Origin of the sequence: Deinococcus sp. KSM4-11, from assembly GCF_004801415.1 — a bacterium.
In the GTDB taxonomy this organism is placed as follows: Bacteria; Deinococcota; Deinococci; order Deinococcales; family Deinococcaceae; genus Deinococcus.
In genome coordinates this window covers 455,513-472,531 of sequence record NZ_SSNX01000003.1, presented here as the reverse complement: position 1 = coordinate 472,531, position 17,019 = coordinate 455,513, and the positions used below count along the sequence as shown (strand labels likewise).

The 17,019-nt window shown below is 69.3% G+C and carries 11 protein-coding genes; 8 read left to right on the top strand and 3 right to left on the bottom strand.

Going from position 1 to position 17,019, the window contains the following annotated elements; translation table 11 throughout:
* The first annotated feature begins 207 nt into the window (after nucleotides 1-207).
* From aceE to E7T09_RS12115, 6 genes are all read left to right on the top strand, one after another.
* A complete protein-coding gene (aceE, locus tag E7T09_RS12140; RefSeq protein ID WP_136389432.1) occupies nucleotides 208-2,934 on the top strand; it encodes a pyruvate dehydrogenase (acetyl-transferring), homodimeric type in 2,727 nt (908 codons plus the stop codon).
* A gap of 90 nt (nucleotides 2,935-3,024) precedes the next feature.
* Nucleotides 3,025-4,788, top strand: coding sequence for a dihydrolipoyllysine-residue acetyltransferase (aceF, locus tag E7T09_RS12135; RefSeq protein WP_136389431.1), 1,764 nt, complete (start codon nucleotides 3,025-3,027; stop codon nucleotides 4,786-4,788).
* Between the two features lie 103 nt (nucleotides 4,789-4,891).
* Nucleotides 4,892-5,443, top strand: coding sequence for a DUF5565 family protein (locus tag E7T09_RS12130; protein WP_136389430.1), 552 nt, complete (start codon nucleotides 4,892-4,894; stop codon nucleotides 5,441-5,443).
* Between the two features lie 37 nt (nucleotides 5,444-5,480).
* A complete protein-coding gene (locus E7T09_RS12125; protein WP_136389429.1) occupies nucleotides 5,481-5,987 on the top strand; it encodes a DinB family protein in 507 nt (168 codons plus the stop codon).
* Nucleotides 5,988-6,113: 126 nt separating this feature from the next.
* The gene (locus E7T09_RS12120; RefSeq protein ID WP_136389428.1) at nucleotides 6,114-7,934 is read left to right on the top strand and encodes a S8 family peptidase; all 1,821 of its coding nucleotides are present in this window, start codon (nucleotides 6,114-6,116) and stop codon (nucleotides 7,932-7,934) included.
* A 22-nt stretch (nucleotides 7,935-7,956) separates the two neighbouring features.
* Nucleotides 7,957-9,222 (top strand): hypothetical protein, encoded by a 1,266-nt coding sequence (locus tag E7T09_RS12115; protein WP_136389427.1) that lies wholly within the window; start codon nucleotides 7,957-7,959, stop codon nucleotides 9,220-9,222.
* Between the two features lie 10 nt (nucleotides 9,223-9,232).
* Here the strand turns inward: E7T09_RS12115 and E7T09_RS21910 are convergent, their stop codons facing one another.
* Together E7T09_RS21910 and E7T09_RS12110 are read right to left on the bottom strand one after the other, a co-directional pair.
* Nucleotides 9,233-9,403 (bottom strand): hypothetical protein, encoded by a 171-nt coding sequence (locus E7T09_RS21910; RefSeq protein ID WP_168734821.1) that lies wholly within the window; start codon nucleotides 9,401-9,403, stop codon nucleotides 9,233-9,235.
* Nucleotides 9,404-9,458: 55 nt separating this feature from the next.
* Complete coding sequence (locus E7T09_RS12110; RefSeq protein ID WP_136389426.1) at nucleotides 9,459-10,685, bottom strand: S8 family serine peptidase; 1,227 nt, start codon at nucleotides 10,683-10,685, stop codon at nucleotides 9,459-9,461.
* Between the two features lie 65 nt (nucleotides 10,686-10,750).
* Between E7T09_RS12110 and E7T09_RS12105 the strand changes: the two genes are divergently transcribed.
* Both E7T09_RS12105 and E7T09_RS12100 read left to right on the top strand, forming a co-directional pair.
* Nucleotides 10,751-11,536, top strand: coding sequence for an SDR family oxidoreductase (locus E7T09_RS12105; RefSeq protein WP_136389425.1), 786 nt, complete (start codon nucleotides 10,751-10,753; stop codon nucleotides 11,534-11,536).
* Between the two features lie 91 nt (nucleotides 11,537-11,627).
* Nucleotides 11,628-12,716 carry an App1 family protein gene (locus E7T09_RS12100; RefSeq protein WP_136389424.1) on the top strand — a complete coding sequence of 363 codons (1,089 nt, stop codon included), beginning with the start codon at nucleotides 11,628-11,630 and terminating at the stop codon, nucleotides 12,714-12,716.
* 63 nt (nucleotides 12,717-12,779) lie between these two features.
* Here E7T09_RS12100 and rnr read toward each other — a convergent pair whose 3' ends face one another.
* Nucleotides 12,780-16,754 carry a ribonuclease R gene (gene rnr / locus E7T09_RS12095; protein ID WP_168734820.1) on the bottom strand — a complete coding sequence of 1,325 codons (3,975 nt, stop codon included), beginning with the start codon at nucleotides 16,752-16,754 and terminating at the stop codon, nucleotides 12,780-12,782.
* Nucleotides 16,755-17,019: the final 265 nt, after the last annotated feature.

Sequence of the window (17,019 nt, the reverse complement as noted above, 5' to 3'; positions counted from 1 at the left end):
CGGATGCCCTCGGTTCGGACACAGCGGCCGAGAACAAGCCCGGTTGTCACGCGCTTTCCGGTTGCCTTCTCAGTGAGGCTGGTACCAAAAGTGACGGAAGAGTTGACCGTCAGGCCCTGAACGCCTGCTGCATTCACCACCACTCATGGTGAATCACCGAAGAATTCCCTGTTGGAAGTGGGCAATGCGTGGGCCTAGACTGCTCGCATGACCACATCTCCGCCGAACAGGCCGCCCCGCGCCGGCATGAACGCCCAGGAACGGCAGCAGCTCAACGAGGTCGAGAAGAAGGAATGGCTCGACTCCCTGGCCTACGTCTTTGCCGACGCCGGCGACAACCGCGCGGCGGAGCTGCTGGAAGAACTCGACCACTACGCGTATTTCCATGGCGCGCCCATCACCTTCAAGCAGAACACGCCGTACATCAACACCATCGACGCCGACCAGCAGCCCGCGTACCCCGGCGACGCCGAGATCGAGCGCAAGATCCGCAACATCATCCGCTGGAACGCCGTGGTCATGGTCATCAAGGCCAACAAGAAGTCGGACGGGATCGGCGGTCACCTCAGCACCTACGCCAGCGCGGCCGAGCTGCTGGAGGTCGGTTTCAACCACTTCTTCCGTGGGCACGGGGCCGGGCAGGACCGCGACCTAATCTTCTACCAGGGCCACGCCAGCCCCGGCGTATACGCCCGCTCCTTCCTGGAGGGCCGCTTCGACGAGGCGCGCATGAACCGCTTCCGCCGCGAACTCCAGCCGGACGGCGCGGGCCTGAGCAGCTACCCCCACCCGTGGCTGATGCCCGACTACTGGGAGTTCCCGACCGTCAGCATGGGCCTCGGCCCCATCCAGGCGATCTACCAGGCGCGCTTCATCAAGTACCTGGAAAACCGCGAGCTGAAGCCCAAGGGCGATGCCAAGGTCTGGGCCTTCCTGGGCGACGGCGAGATGGACGAGCCGCAGAGCATCGGCGCGATCCGTTTTGCGGCGTACGAGAACCTCGACAACCTGATCTTCGTGCTGAACGCCAACCTCCAGCGCCTCGACGGCCCGGTGCGCGCGAACAGCAAGGTCATTCAGGAGTTCGAGGCGCTGTTCCGGGGTGCGGGCTGGAACGTCATCAAGGTCATCTGGGACAGCAAGTGGGACGAACTGCTCCAGAAGGACTACAACGGCACCATCGTCAAACGCTTCGAGCTGCTGGTGGACGGCGAGTCGCAGCGCTACGCGGCCTTCGGCGGCAAGGAGCTGCGCGAGAAGTTCTTCAACACGCCGGAACTCAAGGCCCTGATCGACGGCTGGAGCGACGCCGAGCTGGAACTGCTGAACCGCGGCGGCCACGACATCAACAAGATCTACGCCGCGTACAAGGCCGCCACCGAGCACAAGGGCAGCCCGACCATCATCATCCCGCGCACCATCAAGGGCTACGGCCTCGGCGAGAGCGCGCAGGCCCGCAACGTGGCCCACCAGGTGAAGAAGCTGGACTTCAGCACCCTGAAGGATCTGCGCGACCTGCTGGAGCTTCCGCTGACCGACGATCAGGTCGAGCACATGGAGTACTACCATCCCGGCCCGGACAGCCCCGAGGTGAAGTACACCCTGGAACGCCGCGCGGCGCTGGGCGGCACCATTCCCGCCCGAAAGGTCGAGTACCCGCACCCCACCATTCCCAACGGCGAGTTCTACGAGGAGTTCGCCAAGGGCAGCGGTGACCGGACGGTGAGCACCACCATGGCCGCCGTGCAGATCATCAGCAAGCTGCTGCGCGACAAGGAGATCGGCAAGTACATCGTGCCCATCGTGCCGGACGAGGCGCGTACCTTCGGCATGGACGCCCTGGTGCCCCGCATCGGCATCTACAGCCCGCGCGGCCAGACGTACACGCCCGTCGATTCCGGCAGCCTGATGGCCTACAAGGAAAGCGTCAACGGCCAGATGCTCGAGGAGGGCATCACCGAGGACGGCGCGATGGCGTCATGGATTGCCGCCGGCACCGCGTACGCGCACCACGGCGTGCCCACCATCCCCTTCTTCGTGCTGTACTCCATGTTCGGCATGCAGCGGGTCGGTGACCTCGTCTGGGCCGCCGCCGACCAGCGGGCGCGCGGCTTCATCCTGGGCGCCACCGCCGGGCGCACCACCCTGGCGGGCGAGGGTTTGCAGCACCAGGACGGCAACAGCCACCTGCAGGCGTACGTGGTGCCGAACCTCAAGACCTACGACCCGGCCTTCGCCTACGAGCTGGCGGTCATCGTCGAGAGCGGCATCCAGCGCATGTACGTGGACGGGATCGACGAGTTCTACTACGTCACGGTGGACAACGAGAACGAGGTGCAGCCGGCCATGCCGAATGATGGCCGCAGCCACGAGGAGATCCGCGAGGGCATCGTGCGCGGCATGTACCGCTACCAGAAGAGCCAGGGCAAGGGCAAACTCCGCGCGCAGCTCCTCGCCAGCGGCCCCGCCATGGGCGCGGCGCAGGAGGCCGTGAAGCGGCTGGAGGACTACGGGGTCGCCGCCGACCTGTGGAGCGTGACCAGCTACAAGGAACTCCACCAGGACGCCCTGCTGACCCAGCGGCACAACATGCTTCACCCCACCGAGGAGCCCCGCGTGTCCTACGTGGCCGGGCAGCTGTCCAGGGACAACGCCCCCGGCGTCCTCATCAGCGTCAGCGACTACATGAAACTCGGCGCGGACGGCCTGAACGGGCACCTCGACCGCAAGCTGTGGACGCTCGGCACGGACGGCTTCGGCCGCTCGGAGGCCCGCGAGGAACTCCGCGACTTCTTCGAGGTCGATACCAAGCACGTCGTTCTCGCCACCCTGTACGCCCTCCAGCGCGACGGCAAGATCAAGGGCGACATCGTCGCCAAGGCCATCACGGATCTGGGCATTGATCCGGAGCGCGACGCGCCGGTGCTGCGCTGACCCCTCCGGGCGGGCGGCCGACCAGCCGCCTGTGCTCACGCCCGCCTTGCCGCCCCCCTCTAGCCTTCTGCATCCTGAAAGGAGCCTCCCATGGCCACTGAACTGAAACTGCCCGACGTGGGCGACAACATCGAGCAGGGAACGGTCGTGACCGTGCTCGTGAACCCGGGCGACACCGTGAAGGCCGGCGACCCGATCATCGAGATCGAGACGGACAAGGCGGTCGTGGAGGTGCCGGCCGAGGCGGGCGGCACCGTCGAGTCCGTGAGCGTGAAGGTGGGCGATACCGTGAAGGTCGGCGGCGTCATTGCCACGCTCGGCGCCGACGCCAGCAGCCCCGCAGCAGGCGTCCCTGCCGCCGCCCCCAGCCAGGGTGGCGGGAACGAGGCCGCGCAGGCGGAGAGCAGCGCCACGTCTAGCAACGCCGGGCAGGCGAACGAGGTCGCGCAGCAGCAGCAGGCCGCCCAGAAGGAGCAGGCCGGAACGCCCGCGCCCGCTGGTTCGGCCGCGAGCGCTCCCGCGAGTGGCGGCGCGCAGATCACCCTGCCGGACGTGGGCGATAACATCGAGCAGGGCACCGTCGTGACCGTGCTCGTCAAGGAAGGCGACACGGTCAGCGAGGGCCAGCCCGTCATCGAGATCGAGACGGACAAGGCGGTCGTGGAAGTCCCGTCGAACGCCAGCGGCACCGTGCAGAGCGTGGCCGTGAAGGTCGGGGACACCGTGAAGGTCGGCGGGGTCATTGCCACGCTCGGCGCGTCAGGAGGGGCCAGCAGCGCCCCGGCCCCGGCGGCCGCTCCCGCCGTTTCGGCTCCGGCGCAACAACCCACGCCCGCTCAACCCGCCGCTGCCGCAAACGGGGGCGAGCAGCCCAGAGCGCAGTTCCCCACCTCGCAGGGCACGCAGAACCCGCAGACCTTCGACGGCCGCACCGTCGTTCCGGCCGCGCCCAGCATCCGCCGCCTGGCCCGCGAGATCGGGGTGGACATCCACGCCGTCCACGGCACCGGCATTGCCGGGCGGATCAGCGAGGAAGACGTCCGCCGCACCGGAGGCACCCCGACCGTGCCCGCGACCAGCGCCGCGCCCACCGCTGCCGGTCAGGCCGCCGCTCCAGCCGTGGCCGCTGTGCCCCTGCCGAACTTCGAGAAGTGGGGCAGCATCACCCGCGAGGACATGAGCGGCATCCGCAAGGCCACCGTGCGCTCCATGACCGCCAGCACGCTCATTCCCATGGTCACGCACTTCGACAAGGCCGACGTGACGCAGATGGAAGAGGTGCGCAAGCGCTTCGGGGCGCGCGTCGAGAAGGCCGGCGGCAAGCTGACCATGACGCACATCCTGATGAAGGTCGTCGCGAACGCCCTGCGCAAATTCCCCAAATTCGGCGCGAGCCTCGACCTGAACGCCCAGCAGGTCGTCTACAAGGACTACGTGAACATCGGCGTGGCCGTGGATACGCCCGTGGGCCTGCTGGTGCCGGTGGTCAAGGACGCCGACCGCAAGAGCATCACGGAACTCGTGCTCGACCTCTCGGATCTGGCCGCCAAGGCCCGCGACCGCAAGCTCAAGCCCGACGAGATGCAGGGCGCCACCTTCACCATCAGCAACCTCGGCGGCATCGGCGGGCACGCCTTCACGCCGATTGTGAACAGCCCCGAGGTCGCCATCCTGGGCGTGTCGCGCGGCGGCCTGGAACCGGTGTGGAACAAGGAGAAGGGCGAATTCGAGCCGCGCAACATGCTGCCCCTGAGTCTGACCTACGACCACCGCCTGATCGACGGGGCCGACGCGGCAAGGTTCGTGCGCTTCATCTGCGAAAGCCTGGAAGACCCCTTCCTGATCTCGCTGTAAAGCGAATTGAAAAGAACCCCCGTCCGTGTGGCGGGGGTTTTGCACTGTCCACATGGCGGATGTCCTTCCTATCCATCGCAGCTAGGCTCGGCCAGGAGGACATATGCGGAAGATTCTCAGCCTGTACGTTCGCAACTACGACACGAACCGCCTCGTTCGAGACGAGGTCGTGCCCGGCTCGGAATGGGTGCCCGCCGGTGAAGGTGTCGCCACGCGCAAGTGGGACGGCACCAGTTGCCTTGTCCGGAACGGCGAGCTGTGGAAACGCTACGACGCGAAGAAAGGACGCACGCCTCCCGGCGGGTTTGAACCGGCGCAGGAACCTGATCCGGTCACCGGGCATCACCCCGGCTGGGTGCCCGTCGGGGACGGCCAAGACGACATCTACCACCGTGAAGCCTGGGCCGGTGCGGCGCTGCCGGATGGGACGTACGAACTGATCGGCCCGAAAGTGCAGGGCAATCCCGAAGGTCTTCAGGCCCACCGGCTCGTTCCTCACGGTGCGGAACGGTTGGCCGATGTTCCACGCGATTACGTCAGCCTGCGTGCGTACCTGGAAGCCAGGCCGGACATGGAGGGCATCGTCTGGCACCATCCGGACGGCCGCATGGTGAAACTCAAACGCAAGGACTTCTTCGGCGGCCGCCGAAGCTGATGCCGAAAGGTCGGCTCTGGCTGCTTACAATCCATCTATGAACGATGACCTCCGCACGCTGTACTCCTGGGTGAAGTTCTCGCGTGAGCGGCTGTTCGCGTGGGCCGAGAGCTTGCCGGACGGCGTGTACACGCAGGAACGCCCGGACTTCGCGTACGGCAGCCTGCGGAACGTACAGGCGCACATCGCGGGCTGTTACCTCGTGTGGGTGGCGCGGCGCGGGCTGAAGGACACCCCCCATCTGGACTCAGAAGCGATACCGGACGTGGCCACCATGCGCGAGGTCTTCGCAGGCGTGGACGCGGTGATGGAGCGGGCCTTCGATGCCTTCACCACGCCGGACGACCTGTTCGACCTGGCCTTCCGGGATGAGGTGCTGCAGGTCACGCAGCGGTGGCTGGTCATGCACCCCATCACGCACGAGTTCCACCACAAGGGCCAGATGCTCACCATGGGCCGCGTCCTGGGGCACCCGTACCCGGCGGGGCCGGACACGGATCTGGGCCTGCCGGGCGAGGTGATGGCGCCGCATCTGGGCGGGTAGAGTCGTCCACGTCCCGCCGAACCTCGTGCGGCGGTCAGTCGGCCCCGCACGGAAGGCACGTTCGGCGCGGGGCGTGCCCTGTACTGTGGTGGGGTCGTTTCGACTGTGCTCAGGCTCGGGGGGGTCATGATGTCAGAGGAAGAGCAACTGCTCCTATCCACACCGGAACTGGATGGGCTGGTCGACCGTCTGGTGGACGATCCACGCTTCCTGAAGGCCCTGACAGACCGTCTGGTTCGGCGCAAGGCGTGGCGGGACGGGGTGCAGGACGCCGCCAGACGGCTGGTCGAAGCCGCGCCCACTGAGCCGGCCCAGGCTGGAGCGGAAGCGGAGGACTCGGGATCGCCGGTAGAGGGTGTGGATGCTCCAGCGGCCCCTGAGCAGCGTGGGCAGCGGGCGGTGCCGCCGGGCGCGGAGCAGGTGGTGGAGGTGCCGTGCAGCACTCCCCAGGAGATCCTAGATCGTTCGGTGATTTCCACGGCCCTCGCGGACTGGCTGGCGCAGAACCGGGCGCCCGGCTCGCCTCAGGTAGAAGACCCGTTCTCGGTGATCATCGACCTGAACCTGTCGCGGGCGGAGCTGGTGCAGGACACCAACGAGGCACTGGCCACCCTGATCCGGGAGCAGCTGGGCGGCGCGCGGGTGAATGCCACGAAGGGCAGGCTGATGCCGCAGTACGTGTTCGTGCGGCTCACGCGGTCGCAGCTGACCCAGCTGGTGAAACTGGATCTGGAGCAGGGAACCCGGTCGGCGTACAGCCTGCCGGACGCGCAGTCGGGGCGGCTGATCAAGCGGATCTGGCCGGACTTTCCGATCAAGGCGAAACTGCACCGCACGGGGGCGACCATCAAGGCCGAGGCGGCGCGCGTGGCCTTCGCGGCGGGCGGGCAGGACATCGTGTGGGCGGTCATGGATTCCGGGATCGACGGCGCGCACCCTCACTTTGCACGGCACCGCAACCTGGAGGTCGCGCCCCTGCAGCACACCAGCCTGCTCGACGACGACGATCCGAACGCGCAGAACCCGCTGGTGGACGAGTTCGGGCACGGCACGCACGTGGCGGGCGTGATCGGCGGGGAGTGGACGCCGGATCAGCCGTCGCCGTCCCCGCCGACCGAGCCGTTCCGGCTGCCCTTCGTGGCCCGCATCGCGTACCGCGAGGGCGAGGACGTGGAGTACCGGGAGCTGCCGCTGGAGCGGATCAGCGGCATCGCGCCGCGCACGAAGCTGGTGAGCTACAAGGTGCTCGACAAACTGGGCGAGGGGGAGGTGAGCACCCTGATGGCCGCGCTGGCCGACGTGCAGCAGCGCAACGGCTACGGCAAGGAGCTCAAGATCCACGGCGTGAACATCAGCATCGGGTACCCCTTCGATCCGGAGTGGTTTCCGTGCGGGCAGAGTCCGGTGTGCGTGGAAGTCGACCGGCTGGTACGAACCGGCGTGGTGGTGGTGGTCGCGGCGGGGAACAGCGGCTACGGCACGATCGCCAGCAAGCTGCTCGGCCCGGTGTCCACGGGCCTCGCCCTGACCATCAACGATCCGGGGAACGCGGAACTGGCGATCACGGTGGGCTCGGCACACCGTGAGGCGCCGCACACGTACGGCGTATCTTACTTCTCCTCGAAGGGGCCCACCGGGGACGGGCGGCTCAAGCCCGATCTGGTCGCGCCGGGCGAGCGCATCCTGTCGTGCGCGGCTGGGAAGAAGCGCGCGGATATGCAGGCCAAGGGCCTGGACGCCGATTACGCCGAGGACAGCGGTACCAGCATGGCCACGCCACACGTGTCCGGGGCGGTCGCGGCGTTCCTGTCGGTGCAGCGCGAGTACATCGGTCGGCCGGACGCGGTGAAACGCATCCTGAAGGACACGGCCACGGATCTGGGCCGGCACCGGGATTTCCAGGGAGCGGGCATGGTGGACGTGATGCGGGCCATTCAATCCGTGTAACGCGGACGCAGTGGGGGAAGACATGGACATTGCCGGAATTCCGTTCGTGACCGTGCAGTTCGGCCGTCTGGGCGAGCCGCTCGACCCGCAGGAGGGGGCGGCGGCCGTGGACATGGTGCGTTCGCAGAACCTGACGGACGTGCTGGTGTTCTCGCACGGGTGGAACAACAACATTCCTGCCGCCATGGATCTGTACACGCGCTTCCTGACGAACGCCCGCCCGCTGCTGGACGGCCCGCTGAAGGCCGCGTTCGAGGGGCGGCGGCTGGGCGCAGTGGGGATCGTGTGGCCGTCCATGCGGTACACCGAACCGGAACTCATTCCAGGCGGCGCGGCCAGCGCGGATCTGCGGCCCAAATTGAAAGAGGATCTGGAGGCCGCGCAGGAACTGTTCCAGGGCGTCACCGGCAGTCCCATCCCGGACGCACTGGAGGAACTCGCGCGGAACCTGGCGGTGCTGGAAGACAAGGGCAGCGTGCGCCGGGACTTCCTGAACGCCGTGAGGGCCCACCTGGCCGCCAGCGAAACCGAGCAGCACGAGGTGCCCATCCCGCAGAGGAACCTCACGGACGACCGCGTGAGGGAACGCCTCGCCACGAACGTGCAGGGTGTGGTCACGGGGGGTCCTGAGGGGCACGCGGCTGGCCTCTTTAGCGGGGCCTTGCAGGTGTTCCGGAACCTCCTGAACGTGACCACCTACTACGAGATGAAAGACCGCGCCGGACTGGTCGGCCGCACCGGCGTGCGCGATCTGCTGCGGGCGCTGCGGAGCGCCAACCCGGCCGTGAAGCTGCACCTGATCGGCCACAGTTTCGGCGGGCGGCTGGTGAGTTCGGCGGCGCGCGGCCCGGACGGCGACGCGCCCCTGGTGATCACGTCACTGAACCTGCTCCAGGCGGCGTTCTCCCACTACGCGTTCGCGGAGGCCAAGGACGACCTGCCCGAGGGCTACTTCCGGCCGGTGCTCACGGATCATCTGGTGAGCGGCCCGCTGCTGGTCACGCACACCCGGCACGACCTGGCCGTGGGGCTGGCCTACGCCGTGGCCTCCGCCCTGGCCGGGCAGGACGCCGCCGGGATCGGAGACGAACACGACCGCTACGGCGGCCTCGGCGGGAACGGTGCGCTGAACGCGGGGGCGGTGGAACTCACCCTGCAGGACGACACGCCGCTGGCCTTCGAGGGCGGCAGGGTCTACAACCTGCACGCGGACATCATCAAGGATCACGGCGACGTGACCCGCACGGGCGTGGTGCGGGCCGTTCTGCACGGCGTGGCGGCGACCTGAGCGGTGGGAGCTACTTCCCGTACTTCGTAAGCCGCCACAGGGTCACGCCGTTCACGATCATGAGCAGCAGGCACAGGCCAGCCATGACCCACTGCTCCTTGTAGAAGAAGCGGATGGTCAGGATGCCCCACCCGCAGACCAGCGCCGTGACCAGCCAGATCCGCCACGCGGGCGCGTTCATGTCGGTACCTTCATGCGCCCAGGGTACCGGGCGGACGCGGCCCTGACCGTGATCCTCACTTGCCCACGCTGGACGCCAGCGCGAGCTTCACGGCTGCCTCGGCGTTCAGCGTGCCCCGACCGCAGGTGTGGGCCGGCACAGGATCGCACGCACCGTTCGGGAAGGGCGTGGCCGAACGCGTCAGATATGAGCGCAAGAGGGCGGGACTTAGGTGAGGGCGCACGCTCAGCAGCAGGCTGGCCACGCCGGTCGCGTGCGGCGCGGCGAAACTCGTGCCGTCCGGGCTGCGTTCCCCGCCCGGCCCGCTGACCGAACTCGCGATGATGCCGTGCCCGCGTTCCCCGCCCGGCGCGGCCAGGGTCACGCTGCTGCCCCAGTTCGCGTAGTCGGGCCGCGTGCCCTCGGCCGACACGCTCGTGACCGTCAGGACGTTCCGGCACCCGGCGGGCGAGTACCCGCGCGCGTCCGCGCCGTCGTTCGCGGCTCCGGCGATGACCAGGGCGCCCTTGGCGGCAATCGTGTCGATGGTCGCCTGGATGCGCGGGTCGCAGCCGGTCAGGGGAATGAAATCCGCGTACAGGCTGAGGTTCAGCAGCCGCGCCGGATTCGGGTTCGTGGGCACGCCGGGCACGCTCATGCCGACGGCCCATTTCATGGCATCGGTCAGATCCGTGGGGTCGATCATGCCGTCGGTGCCGCCCACGCGGATGTGCACGATCTTCGCCCTGGGGTTGATGCCCACCATACCCTGTCCGTCCCGCCCGGCGGCAACGATGTTCGCCACGACCTCGGCGTGGTACGCGTACGGCCCGATGCCCGTGGCGTCCGGGTCGCGGCCGTCGCCGTCGCCGGAGCGGGCCTTGTCGCTCACGAAGTCGTAGCCGTTCACCACCCGCCCCGTCAGTTCCGGGCTGTTCACGAATCCGGTGTCGAGGACGGCCACCGTGACCGGCCCACCCGGCGCGAGCGTCCACGCCTGCGGCAGCCGGATCACGGGCAAGTCCCACTGCCTGGGATAGAGGGGATCGCTTGGCACGGACTGGGCCGAGGTCGGCGCCAGGGCCGGAGGCTGGACGTCCGACGCGCCGGGCGTGGGTGAGACGGGAGGAATCTCCGGTAGGGTGGGCCGAACCGGGCCGGGCGCGGTCTGGCCCGGCGGCAGCGCGGGAATGGGCACGAACCGGATGGCGTGCGTGGCGGCGGTCAGGGCCAGTCCCAGCAGCGCGCCGCCCAGCAGCAGGCGGCGCAGGCCCGGGGCGCGCGGAGTAGGTCGCGGATCCATTGCCCCGCAGTCTGCCGTTCCCGCCTGACGGGCGCCTGAGGAGCGCTTGCGGATACCATCACGTCATGACCACCGCCTCTTCTCCCCGCGCTCCGCAGGTCGTCGTCCTGACCGGCGCGTCGAGCGGCATCGGGCGGGCCACCGCCCACGAACTCGCGGCGCGTGGGCATACGCTCGTGCTGGCCGCGCGCCGCGCCGCCGATCTGGACGCGCTGGCCCGCGACCTCGACCCTGGTGGCCAACGGGTGCTGGCCGTGCCGACCGACGTGACCGACGACGCCTCCCGCCGGGCGCTGATCGCGGCGGCCACGGAGCGGTTCGGGCGTGTTGACGTGCTGATCAACAACGCCGGCATTACCGTCGAGAAGGGCTGGTGGTGGGACGACCCCGATCCGCTGCGGGTGCTGCGCGTGAACCTGGAAGCGCCCATCGAACTCGTGCGGCTCGCGCTGCCGGCCATGCAGGCCCGGCGGGGCGGCCACATCGTGAACATCGGTTCGGTCGCGGGCCGCGCGGCAACCAACGGCATGTACTCCGCGAGCAAGTACGGCATCCGGGGGTTCTCGCTGGGCCTGCGGCGCGAACTGCTGGGCAGCGGCGTGACCGTCAGTCTGGTCTCGCCGGGCTTCGTGAAGAGCGAGATGACGGCCAGCGCCCGCCTGCCCATGCCCGGCCCCGAGGTCGTCGCCCGCGCGGTCGCGGACGTGCTGGAGCGCCCCCGGCGCGAGGTGGTCGTCCCGAAGGGGTACCGCGTGGCCCTGTGGTTCGACCGCCGCCTGCCGGGCCTCGCGGACCTTCTCGTCAGCCGGGTGCTGATTCGCCGCCGGTACGCCCACGACCGAACACCCTGAGGGGAACGACGTGACTCGAGCGTCTCCCTGTGGACGCGGATCGCGCTGGTCGTCCGGGCGGACCGGCACCGCGCCCCGCTAGACTGCCCGCGTGATCCCTGTCAGGTCAGTCTTCCGCGCGCTGGCCCCAGTGCTGGAGCGGGGCGTCAGCGCCCTGGATCAGGCTGCCAGCGCCTTCCTGCAGCCCCGCCGGGCCCGCGGAAAACTGCTGCTCCAGCCGTATGTGGGCTGGGGCACCCCCAGCCGCGTGGAGGTATCGGGGCGGGTGCTGCTGCCCCGCACCATGCGCCCCCCGCAGACCGGCGATCCCCGGTGGCGCAACTTCCGCAACGCGCTGCGCCGCCTGTTCTCCCGCGAGGTCGGTGGGATCGGCGTGACCGGCACCCTGGACGGCCTTCCGGCACGCGGCGTCAGCGACTTCGACGGCTACTTCACCCTGACCTTCACGCCGACCGCGCCGCTGAGCCCCGGCTGGCACGAGGCCGCGCTGTGTCTCGACGCACGCGAGGGCAGCGCGACTGCCCGCGTCCAGGTCGTCGCGCAGGCCCGGTTCGGGATCATCAGCGACCTCGACGACACGGTCATCCAGTCGGACGTGACCAGCGTGCCGCGCATGCTGCTCACGGTGCTCACGGGCAATGCCCGCACCCGCTCGCCCTTTCCCGGCGTCAGCGCGCTCTACCGCGCCCTCACCCACAGCGAGCAGGAACGCAACCCGATCTTCTACGTCTCCAGCAGTCCATGGAACTTCTTCGATCTGCTGCTGCACTTTCTCAGTTACCGCCATATTCCGCTGGGCCCACTGTTCCTGCGCAACTGGGGCGTGGGCCTGCTGAACGGGCACGGCAGCCACAAGCACGCCGTGATCGAACGCCTCCTGACCCGCTTTCCGGAGCTGCCCTTTGTGCTGATCGGTGACAGCGGCGAGAAGGATCCGGAGATCTACGCGGAGGTCGTGCGCCGCTGGCCCCAGCGCATCCTGGGCGTGTACATCCGCGATGTGAGCGAGGCGCACCTGGACGCGGGCATCCTGGCCCTGCGGGACGAGGTGCGCCGGGCCGGCGTGGATCTGGTGCTGGCCAGCGATTCGCTGGACGCCGCCAGTCATGCCATGAGCCTGGGCCTGATCAGCGCCGAGGGGTACCGGGGCGTGCTCGCCAGCGTGACCCGCACCACGTAACCCTTCAGAAAAGAACGCGGGGGGTGCGGTGATCGCACCCCCCGCCCTGTTTTGGTCTGCTGCTCAGCTCTCGCCGCCGCCATTCCCGTTGCGGCGGCCCCGACGGCGGCGTCGGCGCTTGCCCGCGTCATCGCCGGACGTGCCCTGGGCCGGAGCGGGGGTGCTGGCTGCCTGTGCGCGGGGTGCGGGCGTCGACTGCTGGCCACCTGCCCGACCGGCGCCTGCGCCACCGCGTCCGCCTGCGCTGCGCTCGTGGGCACCCCGGTCGTTGCCGCCGCGCGTGTATCCCCGGCCGCGCTCCACGCCGGGCCGATCCGGACGGCCCCCACCCTGGCGCCCGCCGCCCTGGGGCTCCTCGGGAGGCATGTTGTCCAGCGTCCAGTCACCGAAGTACATGCGCTGCACCGTGATGTTCACGGGGCGCAGGTGCTCGTTGCGGGGGCGTTCCAGCGTGACCACCCGCCGCGCGCCGCGCGCCCCACCGCCCGTGCCCTGGCCACCCTGACGGCTTCCGCCCTGGCTTCCCGCATCGACGGGCACGCCGCCGAAGGTTCGTGGGCGGCTGCCCTGGCCCTGGGAGCCACCACGGGCCGCGGTCTGGGTGCGCTCGCGCGTGCTCGGCCGGGCCGGGGCCAGGGCGCTGCGGCCCTCTTCCGGGTCGTCCAGCGTGAACTTGCGCGGTTCACTGACCGGCACGGTCTCCAGGCGCTTCTGTTTTTCCTGCTCGCGGTCCTCACGGCGGCGGGCGCGGACTTTCACGGGTGAATCCATACTGTTCTCCTGCGGCATGACCCCTTCCTTGTAGGCGGGATCGGTGGGGTCGGCCAGCGTCAGATCCGTCTGACGGGCCAGGGGTTTCACGGTCTGAATGGTGACGTTCACGGGGTCACCCAGGCGGTAGCTGCGGCCCTTGCTGCGGCCACGCAGGATCTGCGCGTCTTCCAGGTACACGTAGTAATCGTCGTCCAGGTGCGAGATGTGCAGTTTGCCCTCTACACCATTGTCCAGCGCCACGTACAGGCCGCTGGCGGTCACGCCGCTCACGGTGCCGGGGAAGGACTCGCCCAGGTGCTCCTGCGCCCACTTGGCCTGGTAGTACTTGGTCAGGTCGCGTTCGGCCTCGGCGGCCGTGCGCTCGCGGGCGCTGGTGTGGTCGCCCATGCCGGGCAGCGCGGCCTGGAGGTCCGCCACGGCGCGGCTGCCCGCGCGCAGTTCCCCGCTCAGGACGCCGCGCAGCACGCGGTGAACCAGCAGGTCGGGGTACCGCCGGATGGGAGACGTGAAGTGCAGGTACTCGCCGAAGGCCAGCCCGAAGTGGCCGAGGTTCTCGCCCGCGTATTTCGCCTGCTGCATGGAGCGCAGCAGCAGCGTGTTCACGACGCTTTCGCGGTTCGTGCCGCGCACCTGCTTGAGCACCGCCTGGTACGCCTGCGGCGTGGGCTGCCCACCGGGGAACGAGAAGCCCAGCCGCCCGATGGCGTTCGTGACGTCCTGGAAGCGTTGCAGCGTGGGTTCCTCGTGGATGCGGAACAGGGCAGGCACGCTGCGCTCGATCAGGTAGCGGGCCACGACCTTGTTGGCCAGCAGCATCAGATCCTCGATCATGCCGCGCGCCGTCTCCTCGCGGATCGGGATGAGTTCCATCCTGCCGTCCGGGCCGACATCGACCTTGACCTCGCGCAGCTTGAAGTCCAGCGAGCCCTCGCGCAGGCGCTTCTGGCGCAGCTTGGTCGTGATCTTCAGCAGCAGGTGCAGGTCGCCTTCCAGCATGCGGGCCGCGTCGGGCAGCGTGGCGGTCGCCTCCGAGTAGGCCTGCACCTCGTCGTACGTCAGCCGGGCCTTGGAGTTGATCACGCTGGGCGCGAGCTGCACCTTCAGGATCTCCCCCTCGGCGCTCAGCTCGACCAGCGCAGTCATGGTCAGGCGGTCTTCGTACGGCACCAGCGAGCACACGCCATTGCTGAGGTGCTCGGGCAGCATGGGCAGCACCCGGCCCGGCAGGTACACGCTGGTCGCGCGGGCATACGCCTCCTCGTCCAGAGGGGTGCCCTCCTGCACGTAGTGGCTCACGTCCGCGATGTGCACGCCCACCACGAAGGTGCCTTCCGGCGTGGGCTGGATATGGATGGCGTCGTCGAAATCCTTCGCGTCACGGCCATCCACCGTGAAGATGTTGAAGCTCCGTAGGTCCAGGCGGCCCACCAGGGCGTCGGCGGGAATCTGTGCGGGAATGGCGTTCGCCTGCGCCTCCACCTCGGGGGGGAACGCGCCGCGCAGGCCGAACTTCACGATCACGGCCTCGGTCTCCGTGGCGGGATCGTCCTCGGCCCCTAGCACGCGCACGACCTGCCCGAAGACCTCATCCTCGCCGGTGTTCTCCGGCCAGTACAGTTCCGTGACCACGCGCGCCCCGGCCTCCAGCCCTTCCAGGCCCTCGGGCAGCACCAGAATCCGGTGCCGGGCGCGGTGGTCGTCGGGTTTCAGGATCGGGTGCCCATGGTGGAATTCCAGCGTGCCCACCAGCTGCGAGTACGCACGCTGCACGATCCGCACCACGCTGGCGCGCGGATTGCCGTCGCCCTTCTGCCCCCGGCGCGGCCCGGCCCGGTTGCCCACGTCGCCCCGACCCTCCATGCGCACCAGGACGATGTCACCGTTCCACGCTTCGAGGGTCTGCTCGGCCGGGATGTAGAAATCATCGCCGCCCGAATCGGGCACCACGAAGCCGAAGCCCGCCGCCGATGCCTGGAACCGACCGCGGACCAGGCTCATCGCCTCGGGCAGGCCATAGGTCTTCTTGCGCGTGCGGATCACCTGACCGTCCTCGGTCAGTTCGTCCAGCATGCGCTCCAGGTCACGCCAGTCGCCGATGCGTTCCAGCATCTGGCGCGTGAAGGTGCGTTCCAGATCCTTGACGTGCAGCGGGCGGCCCAGCTTGCGAAGCTGCGCGATCACCAGGTCACGGGCCGGGTCGCTCCCGGCGTCCTCCACGGCGGTGGGAACGGCCTCGGCCGCTGCCGGGCTTCCCCGTCCCTTGCGCCTGGCGGGCGTGGGTGGCGCAGACTCCTCGCCATCGTCGCCCGCCTGATCCACCAGCGGCCGCACGTGCGCGCGGGCCACGACCTGCACCGCGCCCGGAGCGGCCTCAGCCGGGACAGCCTCCACGCCGCCCAGCACTTCCGTCAGCGGGGCGTCCGGCAGGGGGCGCTTGCCCCGGCCTCCACGCCGCTTCGGCACCTCCAGAATCAGCGGCTCGTCCGCTTCCGGCCCGGCGGCAGGAGCGGCGTCCGCTGCGGCTGGCGGCACGGGCGTCGTCTCGACCGGGAGGGACGTGGCCGGACCGTCTTTCTTCCCACGCCGAACGGGCCTGACCGGCCCCTGCACGACCTCGGCAGCAGCGGCAACCGGTTCGACCGTGGGTGTCTTCCTTCCCCGGCGAGCGGTCGCGGCGGGTGCCAGAACAGGGGCCTGCTCGGACTCCTCGACCGGTTCAGGGGTGACGGGCACTGGATCGGGAGCCACCACCTTCTTCGGGCGACCCCGACGTGTGGCGGGAACCATGGCCGGTGACGCCGGGCCGGAAGCGGCGGGTTCGGCCTGGATCGGCGGGGCCTCGACAGGCACAACCTCGGCGAAGTCTGGGGCGACGGCCTGCTTCGCACTGGGACGGCCCTTGCGGGCGGGGGTGGTCTTCACGGGTGCTGTGGCCAGGACGGGCTCGGGCGGGTTCACGGCGGGCGTGGGAAGCCCAGCCTTGCGCGTGGAGCGGGCCGGGGCCTTCACAGGCACGTCGGTCGCCTTGGGAGGGGCGGCCGGGGCGGCGCTCCGGCGGGTGGTCGTGGTCTCTTTCGCCGGAGTCGCCTTGGTCGTGGCCGGCGTAGTGGCCTTCGCGGGCGTCTTGCGGGCGGGCGCGGCTTTCACCTCGGCCTTCGCCGGAGTCGTTGTGGGCCGCTGGCCTGAGCTGGTGTTCTCGGTCTTGGTGGATGGGGTGCGGGGCGCCTTGGCCTCCAGCACCGGATCCTGTTTTTTCTTAGGCATCAACGCACCTGGTCGTTCAGGACGCGCCCGTGAGGTTTAGCCTCGATTGGCACGCGGTCACCGGCCTTCTGGGCTTGCTCGGCCGACGGGCACCTGGTGCCGCACGCATCCCGCTCACGGGAACTTGGTGTTCGCTTCCTCGGGTCGCGCCCACCCGCGCTGCCCGGCTGGCTGTGTGGGGGCGCTGTCCTGTACCCGGCAGCACGGTCAGCATAACACGCGCACCTGACGGCACCGTGACGACCACCCCAGGCGGGCGTATCCT

Coding starts and splice junctions, on each gene's coding strand:
- aceE (WP_136389432.1), top strand. CDS start 208: ATGACCACATCTCCGCCGAACAGGCCGCCCCGCGCCGGCATGAACGCC.
- aceF (WP_136389431.1), top strand. CDS start 3,025: ATGGCCACTGAACTGAAACTGCCCGACGTGGGCGACAACATCGAGCAG.
- E7T09_RS12130 (WP_136389430.1), top strand. CDS start 4,892: ATGCGGAAGATTCTCAGCCTGTACGTTCGCAACTACGACACGAACCGC.
- E7T09_RS12125 (WP_136389429.1), top strand. CDS start 5,481: ATGAACGATGACCTCCGCACGCTGTACTCCTGGGTGAAGTTCTCGCGT.
- E7T09_RS12120 (WP_136389428.1), top strand. CDS start 6,114: ATGATGTCAGAGGAAGAGCAACTGCTCCTATCCACACCGGAACTGGAT.
- E7T09_RS12115 (WP_136389427.1), top strand. CDS start 7,957: ATGGACATTGCCGGAATTCCGTTCGTGACCGTGCAGTTCGGCCGTCTG.
- E7T09_RS21910 (WP_168734821.1), bottom strand. CDS start 9,403: ATGAACGCGCCCGCGTGGCGGATCTGGCTGGTCACGGCGCTGGTCTGC.
- E7T09_RS12110 (WP_136389426.1), bottom strand. CDS start 10,685: ATGGATCCGCGACCTACTCCGCGCGCCCCGGGCCTGCGCCGCCTGCTG.
- E7T09_RS12105 (WP_136389425.1), top strand. CDS start 10,751: ATGACCACCGCCTCTTCTCCCCGCGCTCCGCAGGTCGTCGTCCTGACC.
- rnr (WP_168734820.1), bottom strand. CDS start 16,754: ATGCCTAAGAAAAAACAGGATCCGGTGCTGGAGGCCAAGGCGCCCCGC.